Below are 19416 nucleotides of genomic sequence, written 5' to 3'. Positions count from 1 at the left end.
CGAATGAGTGGCGACTCCAGCACGCCCGGTCGTCGTCCGCCTCGATTCCGTCCCACCGAGCATCTGGCCAGCGAGGCGATCGCGGCCTATGTGGACGGCGAGTTGCGGATGAACGCCTATCTGCGTGCCGCCCAACATCTTTCTCTGTGCCCGGAATGCGCGGCCGAGGTCGACGCACAGCAGCAGGCGCGTATCGCGCTGCGCCAATCGGGCCCGATCTCGATTCCGCACGGGCTGCACGACAGCCTGACCAGAATTCCGCTCGCCGATCTGCCCGGCGCCGCGTCGAGCCAAACGTCGAGCGCCGACGGGACTCCGCGCAACGAGGCGGTTTTCGGTTTTCTCACCGATTCGTTTGCCGCGACTCGGTGGACAACGTGGTGGCGCAAGTAGAGTTTCCCGGGTGACCACGGAATCGACGAATACCGGATCGGCCGAGACCCCGGATCGCGTCCAGGGCAGGCCCACGGATTCGGCGGGCGACAGGGGAAACCTGCGGCCGCCGGACGCACCCGTATTGGGACCGCGACCGGTATACCGACCCCATGTCGACAACCACACGGCCAGCGCGTTCCGCAGGCCGGCGGGTCAGCGCGGTTCGTTCGCCGAGCCGCTGCCCCGCGGCGCGACGCCGGTGGCGGGCCAGGACGTGCAGAACCGTCCGCCGGACGCCGTGCTCGCCGAGGCGTTCGGTCGTCCCGAGGGTTCCAGCGAACTGCTGCAACGTGATCCCGACGCGGCCAACGGCGCCGCACCCGTCGCCGGACCCGTCGATCCGTGGCGTGATCCCGACTCCGCCGCTCGACTCGGCGCCCCCGCGGTGCCGACTCCCAAGGCCCAGCCGCTGCCGCAGGCCCAGCGCCTCGGCGCGCGTGAGGTCCTGTTCGGCTCCCGCGTCGCCCCCAAGGCGCTTGCGCTGCTCGCACTCGTCGCGCTCGCCGTCGGCGTGCTCGGCGGCCTGGTCGGCAGGCTGACGGCCGAACAGTCCTCCGACCTGACCTCGCGCAAGGCGGAGCTGACGCAGAGCGCGGAGACCGAACAGCCGCACAGCCAGATCGCCAAGGTCGCCAACGCCGTGCTGCCCTCCGTCGTGTCCATCAGCGTCATCGTCGGCGACAACGGCGCCACCGGCTCCGGCGTGGTGATCGACGGCCTCGGCTACATCGCCACGAACAATCACGTCGTCTCGATGGCCGCTCAGGACAAGACCAACCGGGCCTCCATCAAGGTCACCTTCTCCGACGGCACCAAGGTGCCTGCGAACATCGTCGGGCGCGACCCGAAATCCGACCTCGCCGTGATCAAGGTCGATGTGAAGAACCTCACCGTCGCCAACCTCGGCAAGTCCGGCGACGTCCAGGTCGGCGACGAGGTGATTGCCATCGGCTCCCCGCTCGGCCTGAGCAGGACGGTCACCTCCGGCATCGTCAGCGCGCAGCACCGCCCGGTGAAACTGCAAGGCGAAGGCAGTGACACGAACGCGGTGATCGACGCGGTGCAGACCGACGCGTCCATCAACCCCGGTAACTCCGGCGGCGCGCTGGTGGACATGCAGGGCCGGGTCATCGGCATCAACACCGCGATCCGCAGCGAGTCCGGCGGCTCGGTCGGCCTCGGCTTCGCGATCCCGGTGGACCGGGTGACCGAGGTGGCGCAGATCCTGATCAAGGACGGCACGATCCACCACCCGACCATCGGCGCCAGCCTGCGCAGCAAGGTGGTGTCCAACGAGCAGCTGAGCGGCGCCGAGGTCGCCGATGTCACGGCGGGCGGTCCGGCGGCGAAGGCAGGCATCGTGGAGAAGGACGTCATCGTGAAGGTCGGCGACCGCGAGGTGACCGGTCCGGACGAGCTCGTCGTCGCGGTGCAGTCGCGCAAGATCGGCGACACGGTGAACGTGGTGTTGATCCGGGACGGCAGGCAGGTGGACGTGCCGGTCACCCTGGAATCCGACTGAGCTCACCCACCCCGGCCGACTCCGTCGGCCTGCCGTCCCCCTGAGTTCACCCACCCCGGCCGACTCCGTCGGCCTGCCGTCCCCCTGAGTTCACCCACCCCGGCCGACTCCGTCGGCCTGCCGTCCCCCTGAGTTCACCGACTCCGTCGGCCTGCCGTCCCCACGCGCCGCTGGTCGAAAGGCCGGGTAACCTGAGGACGTGTTCAGCAATATCGGCTGGAGCGAGATGATGATCCTGCTCGTCGCCGCCCTCGTGATCCTCGGACCGGAGCGACTGCCCGGCGCGGTTCGCTGGACCACGCGCAGCCTGCGCCAGGTGCGCGACTACGCCAGCGGCGCGACCTCGCAGCTGCGCGACGAGCTGGGCCCGGAGTTCGAGGACCTGCGCAAGCCGCTGGCCGACCTGAACGAGCTGCGCGGTATGTCCCCACGCTCGATGGTGACCAAACACCTTCTGAACGGCGACGATTCGATCTTCCGCAACATGGAGGACGCGCTGCCGGACAAGAAGGACCTCTACGGCACCGGCGGCTCGATGCCGGATTATCCGATGCCGAAGCTGGAAAAGCCGTTGGAGCGCAACGAACGTCCACCGATCGACACCGACGCCACCTGACCCGCGCAAGCTGGCGCAATCGCGTCACGAAAAGGGTGCAGTGTCAAGAGTTCTAAACACTTTGGCCTGTCCAGCTGTCTAGACTTCCCACATGTCGGCCGATGACGTGGCGCGCGTTTTCGCGATCGAGGACAAGGTCGAGCGACTGAAGGCGGCCACCGATGGTGTGGCTGCGGCCCAGCAGACCATCAATGAGCTCACCAGGATTCGTCGTGCGGTGATCCGGGAGCTACACGCCGAGGGCTGGACCTTCGCCAGAATCGGTGCGGCAGCGGGGCTTTCCCGCGCGCGCATCCATCAGGTGAGCACCCAGGGTCCCGCACCGGAAGGTCTGTTCTTCGGGCACGGGACGCTCACGGTGCTGGTACCGGAGGTGCGGGCGGGCCGGGTGATCGGCGCACCGGATCCCGCGGCGCCGCACCGGCTGGTCGAGTTGCTCCGCGAGCTCGGCTTCACCGCCTCGGTCGAACACTTCCTACCCGGGCGACCGGTCGACCTGAACCGGGACGGCCTGATCGTGCTCGGCGGGCCGGAACTCTCGCCGAGCGTGCGTCAGCTGATCGCCGCCGACCCGCGGCTGCGGCGCGCGGTGGCCAGGGCGGGCGACGCCAGGCGCGGCATCGAGGACCGGGCCGCGCGCCGGGTCTATCGGCCCGGCGGGCCCGACCCGCACGACATCGCCTACCTGGCCCGGCTGCCGCGGCCGGACGGACGCGGCTCGGTGCTGATGATCGACGGCATGCACCCGCCCGGCTCGCTGGGTGCCATCCGATTGCTCGCGACCCGGCTGGCCACCCTGCACGAACGCGCGGGCACCCACCTGTTCTCAGTGCTGGTGGCCTGTCGGTTCGACCGGGCGACCGGCGAACCCCTGGAAGCCGAGCTGCTCACCCCGGTCTACCGGCACGACCCCGAAAACCGTTTGCCCGCACCGGGTATCCGTCGCTGAAATCCGCAGGCGGCGGGCGCGCGGCCGCCGGCCGCCGATACCCGTCGTGACCAAATTGTGTCGCGGGTCACTCCACTCTTCCGTTCGGGAAATCTTGGTGCAATGCTTGAATAGCTAGACGTTAACTATGTGTGATAGGTGAGCTCCGATGAGTGTTGAACTTTCGACGGCGGCCAGTTCCGCGCCCACTGTCCGGACGGTGCGCTCGCAGCAGGCCCAGTCCGCGACTGTCGATGCGGCGGACCCGATCATCACGACCCACCGGGTCACCTACAGCGACCGGCTGAAGTTGTTCATCGGCGCCGGTGAGACCATCGATAACTTTCTGCGCCCGCTGCGCAGACTGGATGGCCACCACCGCTATTCGGTGCAGCTGACCTGCCTGCCCGCACCCATGCGGTCGGCCGACATCAGCCCCGCGGTCAGCTCCGCCCCCGGGCAGAACTACCTGCGGTGCACCGGCTCGGCGGACGCGCTGTTCATCGAGCTCCGCACCGTCGTCGACGGGATAGCCCACCTGAGCACCGTCGGCCGCACCGTTGATCACGACGGCGAACCCGGCATCAGTGTGCCGGTTCCGGAGAGCATGCCCGCGCCGTGGATCTATCCGGACGAGGTATTCACGGCCGAAGACGCGGCCGAGGTGTTCGCCGGTTACTTCCACACCGGCACAGTCCCACCCGGTCTCGCACTCCGCGAGACCGTTTGATGCGTGACCTGAGGAGGCAGTGATGAATCTGCTCGTCACGGTCGGCGGCGCCGTCTTGGCGCTCGGCCTGCTCATCCTGATCACCACCGTCCTGCGACGACCGAGCAAGTCGCCGGGACAGCTGACCGTCGCCGCGCTGCAGGCGCGACTCGCCGAGGAGCACGCCCCGACCGAGGAGGCGGCGGAACGCCTGGTCGCGCCCGAACTGGAGCACGCGGCCGCGCAGCCGACCACAGAGTCCTGACTCACGCTGCCAGGCCGAATAGCTTTCGAGTAGCTAGGCTCGAACTAGCCGGTCTACTCCGGTGTGCCCGCTCGAGAGAGGAACCGTGCCTGTGCGCGCCATGCTCGAGCAATTGATAACGCTGGTAGAGCAGGGTCCGGTTGCCCTGGCACGAGTGGTGGATACAACCGGTCCCGGGCCGCGTGAGTCCGGTGCCGCGATGATCGTCACTCAGGCCGGCGAGGTGTTCGGGTCACTGTCGGGTGGTTGTGTGGAGGGCGCGATCGTCGAGTCGGCGCGCCAGGTGCTGGCCACCGGTCATGCGGTGACCGACCGGTTCGGTTATGCCGACGGCGACGGTATCGCGGTGGGGCTGACCTGTGGCGGCGAGATCGAGGTCTTCGTCGAGCGGGTGGCGTCGGATCGCGTCCCGATGCTGTCGGAGTTGTGGCGGCAGATCGCGGATGGTCGGCCGGTCGCGCTGGCCACCAGGCTCGATACGACTGCGGAGTGGAAGCTGTTGCGGACCGACTCGACGGAGGCGTGGCACGACGTCGATCGGGACGCACTCGCGCTGCTCACCGCGGGTCGTAGCGGTGTGGTCGGGGCCGACGAATGCGAGGCCGACGCCTCGCCAAGGCCCCGGGTTTTCGTGCAGGTCTTCGGTGTGCCCGCGCGGATGATCCTGGCGGGTGCCAATGATTTCGTGCGGGCGCTGAGCCGGACCGGTCGTCAGCTCGGCTACCGGGTCACCGTTGTCGATGCCCGCGAAACTTTCGCCACCGCAGCGCGATTCCCCTCCGCGCACGAGGTCGTGGTGGATTGGCCGCATCGATACCTGCGCAATGAGCAGGAGGCGGGGCGGATCGATGGCCGCACGGTGGTCTGTGTGCTCACGCACGACACCAAGTTCGACGTGCCGACGATCGCGGCGGCCCTGGACATCGAGGACATCGCCTTCGTCGGCGCCCTCGGTTCCCGCCGGACGCATGCCGAGCGCACCGAACGCCTGCGTGCCGCGGGTGTCACCGAAAGCAAGCTGGCGCGGCTGAAAAGCCCACTGGGCCTTGACCTCAACGCGCGGACACCGGACGAGACCGCGATCTCCATCGCCGCGCAGATCCTCGCCGAACGCGGCAACGCGACAGCCCGCCCCCTCGACCGCATCAACGGCCCCATCCACCGCTGACCGCCGCACCATTCCTGATTTCCCGCACCGGAAATTGCATGCGATTTTCGGTGCGGGAAATCAAGAGTGGTGCGGCGGGCCTCAGAGCAGGTGTTCGATGCGGAGCGGGATGTCGCGGAACCGGCGGCCGGTGGCGTGATGTACGGCGTTGACGATGGCGGCTGCGGCTCCGATCATGCCGAGTTCGCCGATTCCCTTGACGCCCAACGGGTTCACCACGGTGTCGTCGACCGCGACGAACGAGATGTCGACCTCGGGGGCGTCGGCGTTGACCGGGAGCAGATACTCCAGCAGCGACGCGTTGGCCCAGCGGCCGTCTCGGGTGTCGGGCAGTGAGCCCTCCATAAGTGCTTGGGACAGGCCCCAATTCATGCCGCCGAGCACCTGGCTGCGGGCCAGTTTGGTGTTGAGCACCCGGCCGGGGGCGAAGGCGCCGACCATCCGGCGGACCCTGATCAACCCCAGCTCCGGATCGACGGCGACCTCCGCGAACTGGGCACCGAAGCTCATCTTCCCGTATGGCGCCGGCGGGGCGGCGGGCCGCCAGCTGCCGGTCGTCTCGATATCCGAAAGATGGTTCCGCTCCAGCACATCCGCGTACGCGTCGCAGACCGACGGATCATCGATCAGCCGCAATACGCCCTCGACTCCTTCGATCTCGTCGGGCGTGCGGCCGCGCAGCGGTGAGTCGATGTCGGCGACCGCGATCTCGATGAGCTGGGCGAGCAGCTGGGCGCAGGTGACGTGCACCGCGGAGCTGACGGAGCTGGCGCCGATCGATCCGACGGTGGCCGCGATGTTCGGGTAGTCGGTGTTGCCGATCTCGAAGCGGATCCGGTCGAACGGCATGCCCATGGCGTCGCAGGCGACCTGCGACATGGCGGTCGCGACACCGGTGCCGAACTCCTGGGTGCCCGTCTGGACGACGAGCGAGCCGTCCGACCGCAGCCTGGCGTGCGCCCGCTGCGGTTGGCCCGGTTCGTACACCGGGTAGCCCGCCGTGCCGACGCCCCAGCCGAGGAGCCAGTTGCCGTCGGTGTGCGATCCGGGGGTCTGGATCCGGCCGTCCCAGCCGAAGCGTTCGGCGGCCAGTCGCAGGCATTCGACGTAACCATCCGAGCTCCACGGGTTTCCGCTCTCCGGGTCGACGGCGGCATGGTTGCGCAGCCGCAGTTCCACCGGATCGGCGCCCAGCTGTTCAGCAAGCTCGTCGATGGCACATTCGAGCGCGACCATGCCGGACGCCTCGCCCGGTCCGCGCATGAAGGTCGGCGTCATCGTGTTGCCCTTGATCAGCCGATACTGCCCCTCCCAGTGCGGAATTCCGTACGCCTTGCTCGCCACCTCCAGCGACGGTTCCGCCCAGTCGTCGAAATGCGAAGTGACGGATAGCTTGTGGTGTCGCAGCCCGGTGAACCGGCCCTCGGCGTCGCAAACCAGGGTGACGCGCTGCTCCTGTTCCTCACGTAATCCGGTGCCGTAGAACATCTGCTCGCGGTTCAGGATCACCCGGAGCGGCCTGCCCAGCTCCCGCGCGATCAGCGGCGCGAGCGTAACGTGCGGCCACATCATGGCTTTCGCGCCGAACCCGCCGCCGACATAGTCGGTGACGACCCGCACCTTGCTCGGTGAGATGCCGAGGTGCGCGGCGATGGTCAGCTGGCTGGCCACGATGCCCTGGGTGGCGTCGTAGACGGTGACCGAATCCCCGTTCCACATCGCGGCGGTGACCGAGCATTCGATCGGATTGTGGTGGTTGGCGGCGAAGCGGAACGTCGCGTCGACGGTGTGCGCGGCGGCCGCGCTCGCGCTGTCGAAGTCGCCGCGCGACTGGGCGGCGGGGATCTGGCCCGCGAAGATGCTGTCCGGCAGGTACTGCTCGTCGCGTCCGTCGTCCAAGCGCACCAGCGCGGGCTGTTTGTCGTAGGTGGCCTCGACCAGGCGGGCGGCCTGCTGGGCGACCTCGAAGGTGTCCGCGACAACGACGGCGATCGGCTGGCCGAAGTAATGGATTGTGGTGTCCTGCATGGGAAAGAAGCTCTGCCCCGGTGCGGGTTGACCGAACAGCGACGGCAGCAGCGGCACCGGCGCGACGCGTGGCAGGTTCTCATGGGTGAGCACAGCGACCGCACCCGCACGCAGCGCGTGGCTGACGTCGATGGATTTCACTGTGCCGTTGCCGATCTCGGCTCCGACGATGACACCGTAGGCGGCGTTCGGCATCGGGATCTCGGCGGTGTAGCGGGCGGCTCCGGTGACTTTGGCGTGTCCGTCGATGCGGTCTAGGCCCTGCCCAACGAGCTTAGAGACGGTGGGGGTGCTCATTTCCGGCCTCCCCGCTGCGCGATCTGCTCGGTCACGATCTCCAGGGTGCGCACCATGGTGCGTTGTGCCAGTTCGATTTTGAACCGATTCATCGGATAGCCGTCGTCGGCGGCGGCCAGCTCGGTGGCGGCCGCGGCCGCGAAGTTCTCCTTCGTCGCGGGCTTGCCGACCAGCAGCGCCTCGGCCATCTTGGCGCGCCACGGCTTGGTCGCCACGCCGCCGAGGCCGATGCGGACATCCTGTATCGCACCGTCCGCCAGATCCAGTGCCACGGCCGCGGAAGCGGCGGCGAACTCATAGGATTCGCGATCGCGCACCTTCAGGTAGTGCGAGTTCACCGCGAACGGCAACGGCGGCACATCGATTCGGACGATGAGTTCGTCGGCGGTGATCGGGTGTTCGAGATGCGGTGTGTCACCGGGCAAGAGGAAGAAATCGTCGAAGGCGATGGCCCGGGTGCCGCGCGGTCCTTGCACGTGCACCACCGCGTCGAGCGCGGTCAGCGGGATGGCCATGTCGGAGGGGTGCATGGCGAAACAGTGCTCGCTGGTGCCCAATACGGCATTGCCGCGGTGCAGTCCGTCCAGTGCGCCGCAGCCGCTGCCCGGTTCTCGCTTGTTGCAGGCGAACGCGACATCGCGGAACTGCGGACAGCGCACCCGCTGCATCAAGTTGCCGCCCATCGACGCCATATTGCGGATCTGCGCGGACGCGCCCTTCCACAGGGCGATGGACAGGAACGGAAAGCGTTCGACGACACCGGGATCGGCGGCCACCTCGCCCATCCGGACCATCGCGCCGATGCGCAGGCCGCCGTCCGGGCGGTGCTCCAGGTCAGCGAGCGGCAGCCGGTTGATGTCGACCACGTTGTCCGGCTCCATCGCACCGATCCGCAGCATGTCCACCAAAGTGGTGCCGCCCGCGAGGAATACGGTGTTCGGGCGAGCGGTCACGGCGGCGAGGGCCTGATCCACCGTTTCGGCGCGGGCAAAGGCGATGGGCTTCATCGGGTTTCACCCATCTCGTCGCGCGCGCTCTTTATCGCGTCCCTGATGTTCTGGTAGGCGGCGCAGCGGCAGATGTTGCCGCTCATCCATTCGGCGATCTCTTCGTCGCTGTCGGTATGTCCCTCTTCGATGCACTTGATCGCCGACATGATCTGTCCCGGCGTGCAATACCCGCACTGGAAGCCGTCGCAGCTGATGAACGCGCGCTGCACCGGGTGCAGCTCCTCCCCCTCCGCGACGCCCTCGATCGTGGTGATCTCGCGCCCCTCCACGCTCAATGCCAGGGTGAGACAGGATAATTCGCGCTTACCGTCGACCCACACCGTGCAGGCGCCACACGCGCCCTGATCGCACCCTTTCTTGGTGCCGGTGAGCCGCAGATATTCGCGGAGGGCGTCTAGCAGACTGACCCGGGGTTCGAGCGCGACCGGGAAAACGTGGCCGTTCACCCGCAGCGTCGCCAGCGTGTAGTCGGGACCGGCAAACTCTGGTTGCCTCGTGTCCTGCTTGGGTAGCTCACCAATAGTCATAGACGTATCTCCTGCTCATGAGCGCGCGTCGAGGGCGGCATCTTGAAGTACAGAATGCGAACGTAAGACCAAACAACACTCTAGCGTTCACTCAGCAAACACGCTCGCCATCCCGGCGAATGCGCAGATCGCAGCAGGGCCCATGGCTTTCGACAGCAACGAACCCGGGCACCAGAGGCACCCGGGTTCGCGCGTCAGACGTTGGTCAGGCAGCCGCCCACTCGGGGCGCAGCGTATTCATCGGCGGACGATCGGCCAGCGACACCTCGGTGCTGTGCGCGGTGAAGGCGTCCCCGACCAGCGGGAACTGGGTGAGCGCCGCCCCGGAGTCCTGCACGCCGCTGCGGCCGAGCACGGTGCCGAGGATCTGCCTGCTCATCACGCCGAGGTCGGCAAGCGGGCGGTTCCGGTGCGTGCGTACCCCGAGGTTCACCTGCCCGATCGCGGACAACCCGAGCTGGTCGTAGGTATCGAGCAGCAACCCGATCTCCACGCCGTAGCCCGGCGCGAACGGGACTGCGGTGAGCAGCTCGCGGGTGCCCGCGTATTCGCCGCCGAGCGGCTGCAGCACCTGGGAGAGCTCGGGCCGCAGCGCGGCGAGCAGCGGACGGGCGACGAGCTCGGTGACCCGGCCGCCGCCGTGCGCGTCCACCGCACCGCCCTGCCGCAGCGGCCTGCGGTAGTAGGCCTTGACCAGGTGCATCGCATCGACGGTGAGCAGCGGGCCGAGCAGTTTCGGCACGAATTCGGGATCCGGGTCGATCAGGTCGGAGTCGACGAAGGCGATCAGATCGCCGCTGGTGACGGCCAGCGAGCGCCACAGCACCTCGCCCTTGCCCGGCACCGGGTCCAGTTCGGGCACCGCCTGCTCGCGGCTGATCACCTCGGCACCCGCGGCGCGGGCCCGTTCGGCGGTGGCGTCGGTCGAGCCGGAATCGAGCACGATCAGCTCGTCGACCAGGGTGCCGAGCAGCGGCATGATGCTGGCCACCACGTCGGCGACGGTGTTTTCTTCGTTCAGCGCGGGCAGCACCACCGAAACGGTGCGGCCGTCTTTGGCGGCGACGAGTTCGTCGACCGACCAGTGGGGGCTGTCCCAGGTGTTTGTCGTCGCCCACGCGGGGCTGTGTTCACGGCCGTGGGGGTGGTGGAATTTCATACCAAACCTCGCAGGGTGCGTGCTGGGGGCCGGATGCCTTGGATCGCGGCGATCATGTCCACCACTCGCCGGGTCGCGGCGACTTCGTGGACTCGGAAGATTCGGGCGCCGGCGGCTGCCGACCATGCTGTTGCTGCCAATGTGCCCTCCAACCGTTCGGAAAGATCGACACCTAGAGTCTCCCCGATGAAATCCTTGTTGCTGAGTGCCATCAGGACAGGCCACCCGGTATTTACAAGAACGTCCACTCCACGCAACAACTCGAGCCCGTGATAAGTGTTCTTGCCGAAATCATGGGTCGGATCGATCAAAATCGAATCCGCCCGCACGCCCGCGGCGACCGCTTTTTCGGCCGCTTGGACCAAAGTCTCGGTCACTTCGGCCACTATGTCGGCGTAGCGGACGCGATGCGGGCGGGTGCGCGGGACCGCACCGCCGGTGTGGCTACACACGATGCCGACCCCGTGCTCGGCCGCCACCCGGACCAGGTCGGGGTCGGCGCCGGACCAGGTGTCGTTGATCAGATCCGCGCCCGCCCGCACCGCGGCCAGGGCCACATCGGCACGCCAGGTGTCGATGCTGATCAATAACTCCGGATACTTCGCGCGAATGGCCGCGACGAACGGGATCACCCGGCGCGATTCCTCGGCGGCGTCGACCAGTGCGCCTGGGCCCGCCTTCACGCCGCCGATATCGACCAGATCCGCACCCTCGTCCACCGCGCGGGCGACAGCCGCCATGGCGGCCTCGTCGGTAAAGGTGGCGCCTTTGTCATAGAACGAATCGGGGGTGCGATTCACGATCGCCATCACCAGCGCCCGATCGGTCGCCACCGGCTTGCCGCACAAGGTTGGAAGCGGCGTTGCGGTGGTGCGAGACATCCTCTGACTGTACCGACCGGTGTGCCAGCGGTCTCTCCGCCCAGCGGCCTTGCTGAGGTAAGTAAGGCCGCTGGGCGGCGACGCTAGTTCTTCGGGGCGCGGCCCGCGGCTACGTCGGCGGGGTAGTCGTCGTAGGAGGGAACGTAGCCGTCGGCGCGGCCCGCGAGGACGTACAGGCTGCCGTCGCCATCGGACGCGTAGCCCTGCTTACGCAGTTCGACCTTGCGGCTCTTGAACGTGGAGGTCTGCTCCAGCTCCTTGACGACTCGGATGAACAGCGGGACGGCGTAGGCGGGCAGCTGTTGATAGACCTGCCCGGCGAGCGCCTTGCCGTCGAATTCGGTGTCCGGACTCAACGTCACCGCCGCCATGCCCGCCCTGCCGTCGGCGCCCGGCACATCTACGCCGTAGACGACCGCTTGCGAGAGCGCGTGGGATCGGGTCAGCGCGCCCTCGACCTCGGTGGTCGCGACGTTCTCGCCCTTCCAGCGGAAGGTGTCGCCGAGCCGGTCGACGAAGGCGATGTGATGCCAGCCCTGATCACGGACCAGATCGCCGGTGTCGAACCAGATGTCGCCCTGCTCGAAGCCGTCGCGGACCAGCTTCGCCTCGGAGGCGGCCTTGTCGGTGTAGCCGTCGAACGGTGAGCGGTCGGTGACCTTGGACAGCAGCAACCCGACACCACCGGTGCCGACCTTGTGCAACCGGCCGTCCTTGTCGCGCTTGGCTTTTCCGGTCTCCTCGTCGTAATCGACCACCGCGTACGGCAGCGGCCCGAAGCCCGCGGTGCGGTCGACGCTGAACGCGTTGATGAAGGCGATGTTGGCTTCGCTGGCGCTGTAGAACTCGACGATCCGATTGATGCCGAACCTGTTCTTGAACTCGTCCCACAGTTCCGGGCGCAGCCCGTTGCCGACCGCCAGCCGGACCTTGTGCTGCCGGTCGGTCGGCTTCGCGGGCTGGTTGAGCAGGTAGCGGCAGAGCTCACCGATGTAGATGAAACCCGTTGCCTGCTCGCGGATCACCTCGTCCCAGAAGCGGGACACGGAGAACTGCCTGCCGAGCGCGAGGGTGCCGCCGGAGCCGATCACCGCCGACAGCGCGACGGTCATCGCGTTGTTGTGGTACAGCGGCAGGCAGCAGTACAGGGTGTCGTTGCCGCGCAGGCGAATTCCGAGTCCGGCGATGCCCGCCAAGCTCTTGGTCCAGCGCAGATGCGTCATCACGCTGGCCTTGGGCAGCCCCGTGGTGCCGGAGGTGAAGATGAGGAAAGCGCGTTCCTTGGCGGTGATCTCCGCGCACACCGGCGGGTCGGTGGCGTCCGCACCCTGAGCGGCGGCCTGTAAATCGTTGGCGGACAACACATTCGCGAGCGGCTCGGCCAGCGAGTCCAGCGCCTCTTTGCATTCCTCGCCGACCACGTTCAACACGCTGTTCAACAGGCCGAAGCTGTGCGCGAGCACCTGATCGCGCTGGTGATGATTGAGCAGGCCGACGGTGGCGCCCAGTTTCACCGAAGCCAGTGCGGTGAACAGGGTTTCGGGCCGATTCGTCATCAGCAGGCCGACCACGTTGCCGCGCTGCACGCCGCGCGCGGCCAGCACCGCGGCATAGCGGTTCACCTCGGCGTTGGCCTCGCCGTAGGTATAGGCGGTGCCTTCGAAGCGCAGAAACGTACGGTCCGGATGACGATGTGCGGCGCGCTGAAAGTACAGCCCGACAGAGGATTTGTCGTCCGGCCCGACCAGCATGCCTGCCGCGTTGCGCAGCATGGCCGGTGCTTCGAACGCCATCGCGGGCAGGTTTTTGGCCAGGCTTAATAAACTAACCGTCGAGCGGCCATCGGAACTCACTGTGAAGCTCTCCTCATCAGGAAGGTGTTGCTCACGCCTCCAATGCCGTGAAGGCGGACGAAAGATCGGTGACCACGGTAATGCGGTCCATGGCGGGCTGGGGCACGAACTTACGGTCGTAGAGTTCGTCGAGCCACTGGAAAAGGCCTCGGTAGAAGCCATTCGGGTCCAACAACACCACCGGCTTATTGTGCTGTCCCAGATAGCCTCCGGTCCAGGTTTCGAAGAACTCCTCCAGCGTGCCGATGCCGCCGGGCAGGGTGAGGAACGCGTCGGCGCGGTCCTCCATGATCTGTTTGCGCTGCCGCATGGTGTCGGTGACGACCAGCTCGTCGGCATCGACATCGGCGACCTCACGGTGCACCAGATGCTTCGGGATCACCCCGATGGTGTTGGCGCCGCCGGCCCGGGCCGCGGTCGCCACCTCGCCCATCATCGAGACATTGCCGCCGCCGGACACCAATTGCCAACCGCGCCGGGCGATCTCGGTGCCGACCTGGGCGGCCAGCGCAAGATAGGTGGGATCGGCGGTGCTTGCCGAACAGTAGACACAGACGGAATAGGGCTGCTCGCTCACCACTGGTCCTCCGTACCGAGCGCGTCCTCCGCGCCGTTGCCCTCCGCGCTGGCCAGGATGATCTGCACGACCTCTTCCACACTGTCGGTGACGTGGATCAGGCCGAGGTCGCCGGGCGAGATCTTGCCGGAGCCGCCGAGCGAATCGCGCAGCCAATCGACCAGGCCGGACCAATATCTGCTGCCGAACAGGATGATCGGGAACCGGGTGATCTTGCGGGTCTGCACCAGGGTGAGCGCCTCGAACAGCTCGTCCAGGGTGCCGAAGCCGCCGGGCAGGCAGATGAACGCCTCCGAGTACTTCACGAACATCGTCTTGCGGACGAAGAAGTAGCGGAAGTTGATGCCCAGATCGACCCAGTCGTTGAGGCTCTGCTCGAACGGCAGCTCGATGCCGAGGCCGATCGAATAACCGCCCGCCTCGCACGCGCCGCGGTTGGCCGCCTCCATCGCGCCGGGGCCGCCGCCGGTGATCACCGCGAAACCGGCCTTGGCCAGTGCCGCACCGATCGCCCGGCCCGCCTGGTACTCCGGATGATCCGGCCCGGTGCGGGCCGAGCCGAAAACGGTGACCGCGCGCGGCACCTCGGCCAGCGCACCGAAACCCTCGACGAACTCGGCTTGGATGCGCAGCACCCGCCACGGGTCGGTGTGCACCCAATCGGTGTCGCCGCGCCTGTCCAGCAAATTCCGGTCGGCCGTGCCGGTCCCATCCTTGCGGTCCCGGCGGAGCATGATCGGCCCGCGAAACTTGGCTGTCGACTTCTGCGTATTGGCAACCTCGCGGTCAGCGGCGTCGGTGGACATACAGCCCACGCTACCGGGGAGTGCGCACCGCAACTGCCTGGAGGCGAGAAGTCGTCCGACGTTCAGTAGCCCGACCCGGGCCTGAGACAGCCCCGCAACCTGCACCCCAGCAAACCCGTGATTCAGCGCCGCCTGTGATCGAACAGATAGGGCGGGTCTCAGCCCACCGCGCCGGTCAGGTAGTTGCGGAGCATCGTGGTGACGGCGGTGATCTGGTCGACGGGGACGTGTTCGTCGCGCTTGTGGGCGAGGTTGGGGTCGCCGGGGCCGAAGTTGACCGCGGGGATGCCGCGGGCGGCGAAGCGGGCGACGTCGGTCCAGCCGTACTTGGCGCGCACGCCGCCGCCACCGTGGCTGTTCACCGAGGCGATCAGGTCCTTGGCGGCCGGGGCGGTCAGGCCGGGCAGCGCGCCGGGTGCGGAGTCGGTCACCTCGAAGGTCAGCTCGAGGCCCGCGAACACCTCGCGGACGTGCTCGATGGCTTGGTCGACCGTGCGGTCCGGGGCGAAGCGGAAGTTCACCTCCACCTCGGCGGCATCGGGCACGACGTTGCCCGCCACGCCGCCGGCGGCGCGCACCGCGGACAGTCCCTCGTGATAGACGCAGCCGTCGATGTCGACCTCGCGGGCCCGATAGTCGGCCAGCCGCTGCAGGATCGGGGCCAGGCGGTGAATCGCGTTGTCGCCCAGCCAGGCTCGCGCCGAATGCGCGCGTGTTCCAGCGGTGGACAGCCGAACACGCAGCGTCCCTTGGCAACCCGCCTCGATCCAGCCGCCGGACGGTTCGCCCAGCACCGCCAGATCACCCTCGAGCCATTCCGGCAGCTCGCGTTCGATAGTGCCGAGCCCGTTGAACTCCGACGCGATCTCCTCGCAGTCGTAGAAGATCAACGTCAGGTCGTGCACGGGTTCGGCCACCGTCGCGGCCAGATGCAGGAACACCGCGTCGCCGGACTTCATGTCGACCGACCCGCAGCCGTAGAACACCCGCTCCCCCGCCTCGTTCTCAGTGAAATGCCCTGGCACGTTGTCGGCGATCGGCACGGTATCCAAGTGCCCGGCCAGCACCACCCGGCTGGGCAGCCCCCGATTCGTCCGCGCCAGCACCACATTCCCGTGCCGCACCACCTCGAACCCACTCGTCTGCTCCCGCAGCGCCCGCTCGACGAGGTCGGTGATCGCCACCTCGTCCCGCGAAACACTCGGAATATCGACAAGGGCAGCAGTCAACGTAATCGGGTCAGCACGCAGGTCGAGGGTCACGCCCCCACCCTACGACCGCCCCGCACCACCCACCGAAGCACCGCCGCGCACACATTCGCCTGCCGCGCACTCCTTGGCGTGCCGCGCATCAAACAGCCGGCAAAAACGTGCGCGCGACGCAGATCCGTGCGCGCCACCCTGGTTATGCAACGGCCGCTGGATCGCAGCCAACCAGCACGGCCACGAGAACAGCCACGGCAGCGCACACATTTGCCCGCCGCGCACAAAACAGCCGCGGATTCCGTGCGCACGACGCGAATCAGCGCGCCGCGCTCCTTCGCGCAGCTGTCATTCAGTCCGTGGCCAACCAGCGCGCACCACAGCACGAGAGCCGCGCATATCTTGGCCCGCCGCGCACACATTTGCCCGCCGCGCACAAAGCAGCCAGCAATATCGTGCGCGCGACGCAGATCCGTGCGCGGCGCGTCCGTCGTCCGTGTGGTGGGGCACATCGGCGGAGCGGGCTCACCGCTGGTGGGGATGGGTCGGTAATCTCTGTTGACGTGAGCATTCAGGGAGCAGCTGCAGTCGGTATTGCCAATGTGACCGCGGACGGGACCGTGCTGGACACCTGGTACCCGAGTCCGGCGCTCGGCGAGTTCGCCGAGACGGGGACGAAGCGGCTAGATGACGCGCCCGCCGAGTTCGCGGCGCTGGTCGGGTTCGACGAGGCGCGCGGGGTCGACGTGGTCGCGGTGCGCACGACGATCGCGGATCTGTCCGCCGCTCCGGTCGACGCGCACGACGTCTACCTGCGGCTGCATCTGCTCTCGCATCGGCTGGTCCGGCCGCACGGGGTGAACCTGGACGGTCAGTTCGGCCTGCTCAGCAATGTGGTGTGGACCAATCACGGCCCGGCCGCGGTGGAGGGCTTCGAGACCACCCGCACCAAGCTGCGCGCCCGCGGCCCGGTGACCGTCTACAGCATCGACAAGTTCCCGCGCATGGTCGACTACGTCATCCCCTCCGGTGTGCGCATCGGCGATGCCGACCGGGTCCGCCTCGGCGCGCACCTCGCCTCCGGCACCACCGTCATGCATGAGGGCTTCGTCAACTTCAACGCGGGCACCCTCGGCAACTCGATGGTCGAGGGCCGCATCTCGGCCGGTGTCGTGGTCGGCGACGGCTCCGACGTCGGCGGCGGCGCCTCCATCATGGGCACCCTCTCCGGCGGCGGCACCACCGTCATCTCCATCGGCGAACGCTCACTGCTCGGCGCCAACGCGGGCGTCGGCATCCCCCTCGGCGACGACTGCGTCGTAGAGGCCGGCCTCTACCTGACCGCAGGCACCAAGGTCACCACCCCCGACGGCACGGTCGTCAAAGCAGCCGAATTCAGCGGCCAGAACAACCTCCTCTTCCGCCGCAACTCCGTCACCGGCGCGGTAGAAGTGGTGCCCCGCAAGGGAACCGGCATCGAACTCAACGCCGCCCTGCACGCCAACGACTGACCCGGAGCCCATCGAGTGGCACACGATGGAGGTCGCGAAACGCCGCACCCCTGTGCCACTCGCTAGCCCACGAAGCACGTCGACGGCTATCAACCCCACTGCGGCAGAACACGATTCGCACGCCGCGCCGTCAATCGCGCACCCCCTAGCGGCACCGGAGCCGCGCACACGTTGGCCTGACGCGCACGTTTCGGGGCGCTGCGCACGAAATCGCTAGCCGATTCATGCGCGACAGGCGAATTCATGCGCGGCAGGCCGATTCGTGCGCGGCAGGCGCGCACCGGTGCAGCACCGAGGGGCACGCGCACGGGCTTGCTGCGCACGTTTCGGGGCGCTGCGCACGAAATCGCTAGCCGATTCGTGCGCGGCGGGCCGATTCGTGCGCGGCGGGCGCGCCCTAGGTGAGGCGCTTTTTTTGGACTTTGCCCATGGCGTTGCGTGGCAGAGACTCGACTATGCGGATCTCGCGAGGGCGTTTGTGGGTCGAGAGTTGGTCCGCCACATGATTGATCAGGTCTTGTTCGATGGAAGCCGGTGCGGGGCCGCGTAATACGACGAAGGCGACGATGCGTTGGCCTAGGTCGGGGTCGGGGAGGCCGACTACGGCGGCCTCGGCGACGGCGGGGTGGCCGAGCAGGGCGGTCTCCACTTCGCCTGCGCCGATGCGGTAGCCGCCGGATTTGATGAGGTCCACCGATTCGCGGCCGACGATGCGGTGGAAGCCGTCGGGGTCGATGGCGGCGACGTCGCCGGTTTTGAACCAGCCGTCTTCGGTCCAGCTTTCGGCGGTGGCGTCGGCGCGGTTGAGGTAGCCGTCGAAGAGCATCGGGCCGGAAACCTGGAGGCCGCCGATGCTTTCGCCGTCGTGCGCGACGTCGGCACCGGATTCGTCGCGCAGCCTGGTCTGTACGCCGCGCACCGGAGTGCCGACCCAGCCGGGGCGGCGCTCACCGTCGGCGCGGGTGGACAGGGTGATCATGGTTTCGCTCATACCGTAGCGCTCGATCGGCGCCTGGCCGGTGAGCTCACGCAGCCGCTCGAACACCGGAACGGGCAGCGGCGCACTGCCGGACACGAGCAGCCGCGCGTCGGCCAATTGCTTTGCGGCATCTGGATCTTCGACAACCCGCGACCACACGGTCGGCACCCCGAAGTACAGCGTGCCGTGCGCGGCGGCATACGCCTGCGGGGTCGGCTTGCCGGTGTGCACCAGCGGACTGCCCACGCGCAGCGGACCGAGCACACCGAGGATCAAACCGTGCACGTGGAACAGCGGAAGCCCGTGCACCAGAACGTCGTTCGCGGTCCAGGCCCACGCGTCGGCGAGCGCGTCCAGCCCGGCCGCGATCGCACCGCGGCTGAGTACAACACCTTTCGGCAAACCGGTCGTCCCGGACGTGTAGAGCACGAAAGCGGTTGCCGCAGCATCGGGTTCGGGATAGGTATGCCATGACCTGGCGTGCACCCGCACCGGCACCACCGGCAATTCACTGCCCTCGGGCGCCTCCCCGAGCCAGGCCTGCGCCCCGGAATCGGCCAGAATGTGCGCGAGCTCAGCGGTTCCCGAATCCGGCGGCACCGGAACCACGGTTACCCCGGCGATCAGGCAACCGACCACCGCGAGCACCGTGCTCACGGTCGGCTTGGCCAGCACCGCGACCCGATCGGCCCTGGCCACCCGCTCGGCGACGGAGGTCGCGGCGCCGAGCAGATCACTGCGCGAGAGCGTCACCCCGTCGATGGTGACGGCATCCGGAATATCCGCCCCGCCTGCGACGGCGAGCGGATTCAGGGAACTGAGCAGCAACGGCGGACCGAACGACATGCGCCCAAACTACTTCGCCCGCCCCGTCCGGCCCGCAACACCTCGGCCGATCACAGGTGAATGAACCGTCGATGTGACCGTTGACACACACGATGAG

General features: G+C 67.8%; 18 protein-coding genes. 8 read left to right on the top strand and 10 right to left on the bottom strand.

Annotation, left to right across the window (positions count from 1 at the left end; genetic code table 11):
• Nucleotides 1-3 precede the first annotated feature (3 nt).
• The 7 genes from ACIBK2_RS35740 (at nt 4) to ACIBK2_RS35710 (ending at nt 5643) form a co-directional block, all read left to right on the top strand.
• Entirely contained in the window at nt 4-393 is a 390-nt protein-coding gene (locus tag ACIBK2_RS35740) for a hypothetical protein (RefSeq protein WP_396973990.1), read from the top strand.
• Between the two features lie 10 nt (nt 394-403).
• A complete protein-coding gene (locus ACIBK2_RS35735) occupies nt 404-1957 on the top strand; it encodes a trypsin-like peptidase domain-containing protein (protein ID WP_396973988.1) in 1554 nt (517 codons plus the stop codon).
• A gap of 199 nt (nt 1958-2156) precedes the next feature.
• A complete protein-coding gene (gene tatB, locus ACIBK2_RS35730; RefSeq protein WP_396973986.1) occupies nt 2157-2573 on the top strand; it encodes a Sec-independent protein translocase protein TatB in 417 nt (138 codons plus the stop codon).
• A gap of 91 nt (nt 2574-2664) precedes the next feature.
• On the top strand, nt 2665-3522 hold the full coding sequence (locus tag ACIBK2_RS35725) for a hypothetical protein (RefSeq protein WP_357381042.1): 858 nt from the start codon (nt 2665-2667) through the stop codon (nt 3520-3522).
• 148 nt (nt 3523-3670) lie between these two features.
• Entirely contained in the window at nt 3671-4231 is a 561-nt protein-coding gene (locus ACIBK2_RS35720; protein ID WP_396973983.1) for a hypothetical protein, read from the top strand.
• A 22-nt stretch (nt 4232-4253) separates the two neighbouring features.
• Nucleotides 4254-4475 (top strand): hypothetical protein, encoded by a 222-nt coding sequence (locus tag ACIBK2_RS35715; protein ID WP_357381046.1) that lies wholly within the window; start codon nt 4254-4256, stop codon nt 4473-4475.
• 91 nt (nt 4476-4566) lie between these two features.
• Entirely contained in the window at nt 4567-5643 is a 1077-nt protein-coding gene (locus ACIBK2_RS35710) for an XdhC family protein (protein WP_396973981.1), read from the top strand.
• Between the two features lie 81 nt (nt 5644-5724).
• Here ACIBK2_RS35710 and ACIBK2_RS35705 read toward each other — a convergent pair whose 3' ends face one another.
• The 9 genes from ACIBK2_RS35705 to dapE form a co-directional block, all read right to left on the bottom strand.
• Nucleotides 5725-7968, bottom strand: coding sequence for a xanthine dehydrogenase family protein molybdopterin-binding subunit (locus ACIBK2_RS35705; RefSeq protein WP_396973980.1), 2244 nt, complete (start codon nt 7966-7968; stop codon nt 5725-5727).
• Entirely contained in the window at nt 7965-8975 is a 1011-nt protein-coding gene (locus tag ACIBK2_RS35700) for an FAD binding domain-containing protein (RefSeq protein ID WP_396973978.1), read from the bottom strand. Before ACIBK2_RS35700 ends, ACIBK2_RS35705 begins: the two co-directional genes overlap by 4 nt.
• On the bottom strand, nt 8972-9505 hold the full coding sequence (locus tag ACIBK2_RS35695; protein ID WP_396973976.1) for a (2Fe-2S)-binding protein: 534 nt from the start codon (nt 9503-9505) through the stop codon (nt 8972-8974). The genes ACIBK2_RS35700 and ACIBK2_RS35695 overlap by 4 nt, the downstream gene beginning before the upstream one ends.
• A 205-nt stretch (nt 9506-9710) precedes the next feature.
• Nucleotides 9711-10664, bottom strand: coding sequence for a glucosyl-3-phosphoglycerate synthase (locus ACIBK2_RS35690; protein WP_396973975.1), 954 nt, complete (start codon nt 10662-10664; stop codon nt 9711-9713).
• Complete coding sequence (gene folP / locus ACIBK2_RS35685) at nt 10661-11545, bottom strand: dihydropteroate synthase (protein WP_396973973.1); 885 nt, start codon at nt 11543-11545, stop codon at nt 10661-10663. The genes ACIBK2_RS35690 and folP overlap by 4 nt, the downstream gene beginning before the upstream one ends.
• Nucleotides 11546-11628: 83 nt before the next feature.
• Nucleotides 11629-13398: a long-chain-acyl-CoA synthetase gene (locus tag ACIBK2_RS35680; RefSeq protein WP_396973971.1), complete on the bottom strand. Its 1770-nt coding sequence runs from the start codon at nt 13396-13398 to the stop codon at nt 11629-11631.
• Between the two features lie 31 nt (nt 13399-13429).
• On the bottom strand, nt 13430-13978 hold the full coding sequence (locus tag ACIBK2_RS35675; protein WP_396973969.1) for a TIGR00730 family Rossman fold protein: 549 nt from the start codon (nt 13976-13978) through the stop codon (nt 13430-13432).
• Entirely contained in the window at nt 13972-14781 is an 810-nt protein-coding gene (locus tag ACIBK2_RS35670) for a TIGR00730 family Rossman fold protein (RefSeq protein ID WP_396973967.1), read from the bottom strand. Before ACIBK2_RS35670 ends, ACIBK2_RS35675 begins: the two co-directional genes overlap by 7 nt.
• A 158-nt stretch (nt 14782-14939) precedes the next feature.
• A complete protein-coding gene (gene dapE / locus ACIBK2_RS35665; protein ID WP_396973965.1) occupies nt 14940-16043 on the bottom strand; it encodes a succinyl-diaminopimelate desuccinylase in 1104 nt (367 codons plus the stop codon).
• A gap of 503 nt (nt 16044-16546) precedes the next feature.
• Here dapE and dapD point away from each other — a divergent pair.
• A complete protein-coding gene (gene dapD / locus ACIBK2_RS35660) occupies nt 16547-17494 on the top strand; it encodes a 2,3,4,5-tetrahydropyridine-2,6-dicarboxylate N-succinyltransferase (protein ID WP_396973963.1) in 948 nt (315 codons plus the stop codon).
• Between the two features lie 397 nt (nt 17495-17891).
• On the opposite strand, the gene ACIBK2_RS35655 is transcribed toward dapD, so the two are convergent.
• Nucleotides 17892-19319 carry an acyl-CoA synthetase gene (locus ACIBK2_RS35655; protein WP_396973961.1) on the bottom strand — a complete coding sequence of 476 codons (1428 nt, stop codon included), beginning with the start codon at nt 19317-19319 and terminating at the stop codon, nt 17892-17894.
• Between the last annotated feature and the right edge of the window lie 97 nt (nt 19320-19416).

Origin of the sequence: Nocardia sp. NPDC050175, assembly GCF_044459885.1 — a bacterium.
In the GTDB taxonomy this organism is placed as follows: domain Bacteria; phylum Actinomycetota; class Actinomycetes; order Mycobacteriales; family Mycobacteriaceae; genus Nocardia.
Note: the sequence above shows the minus strand (reverse complement) of the source record. Positions and strands in the feature narration are given on the sequence as shown.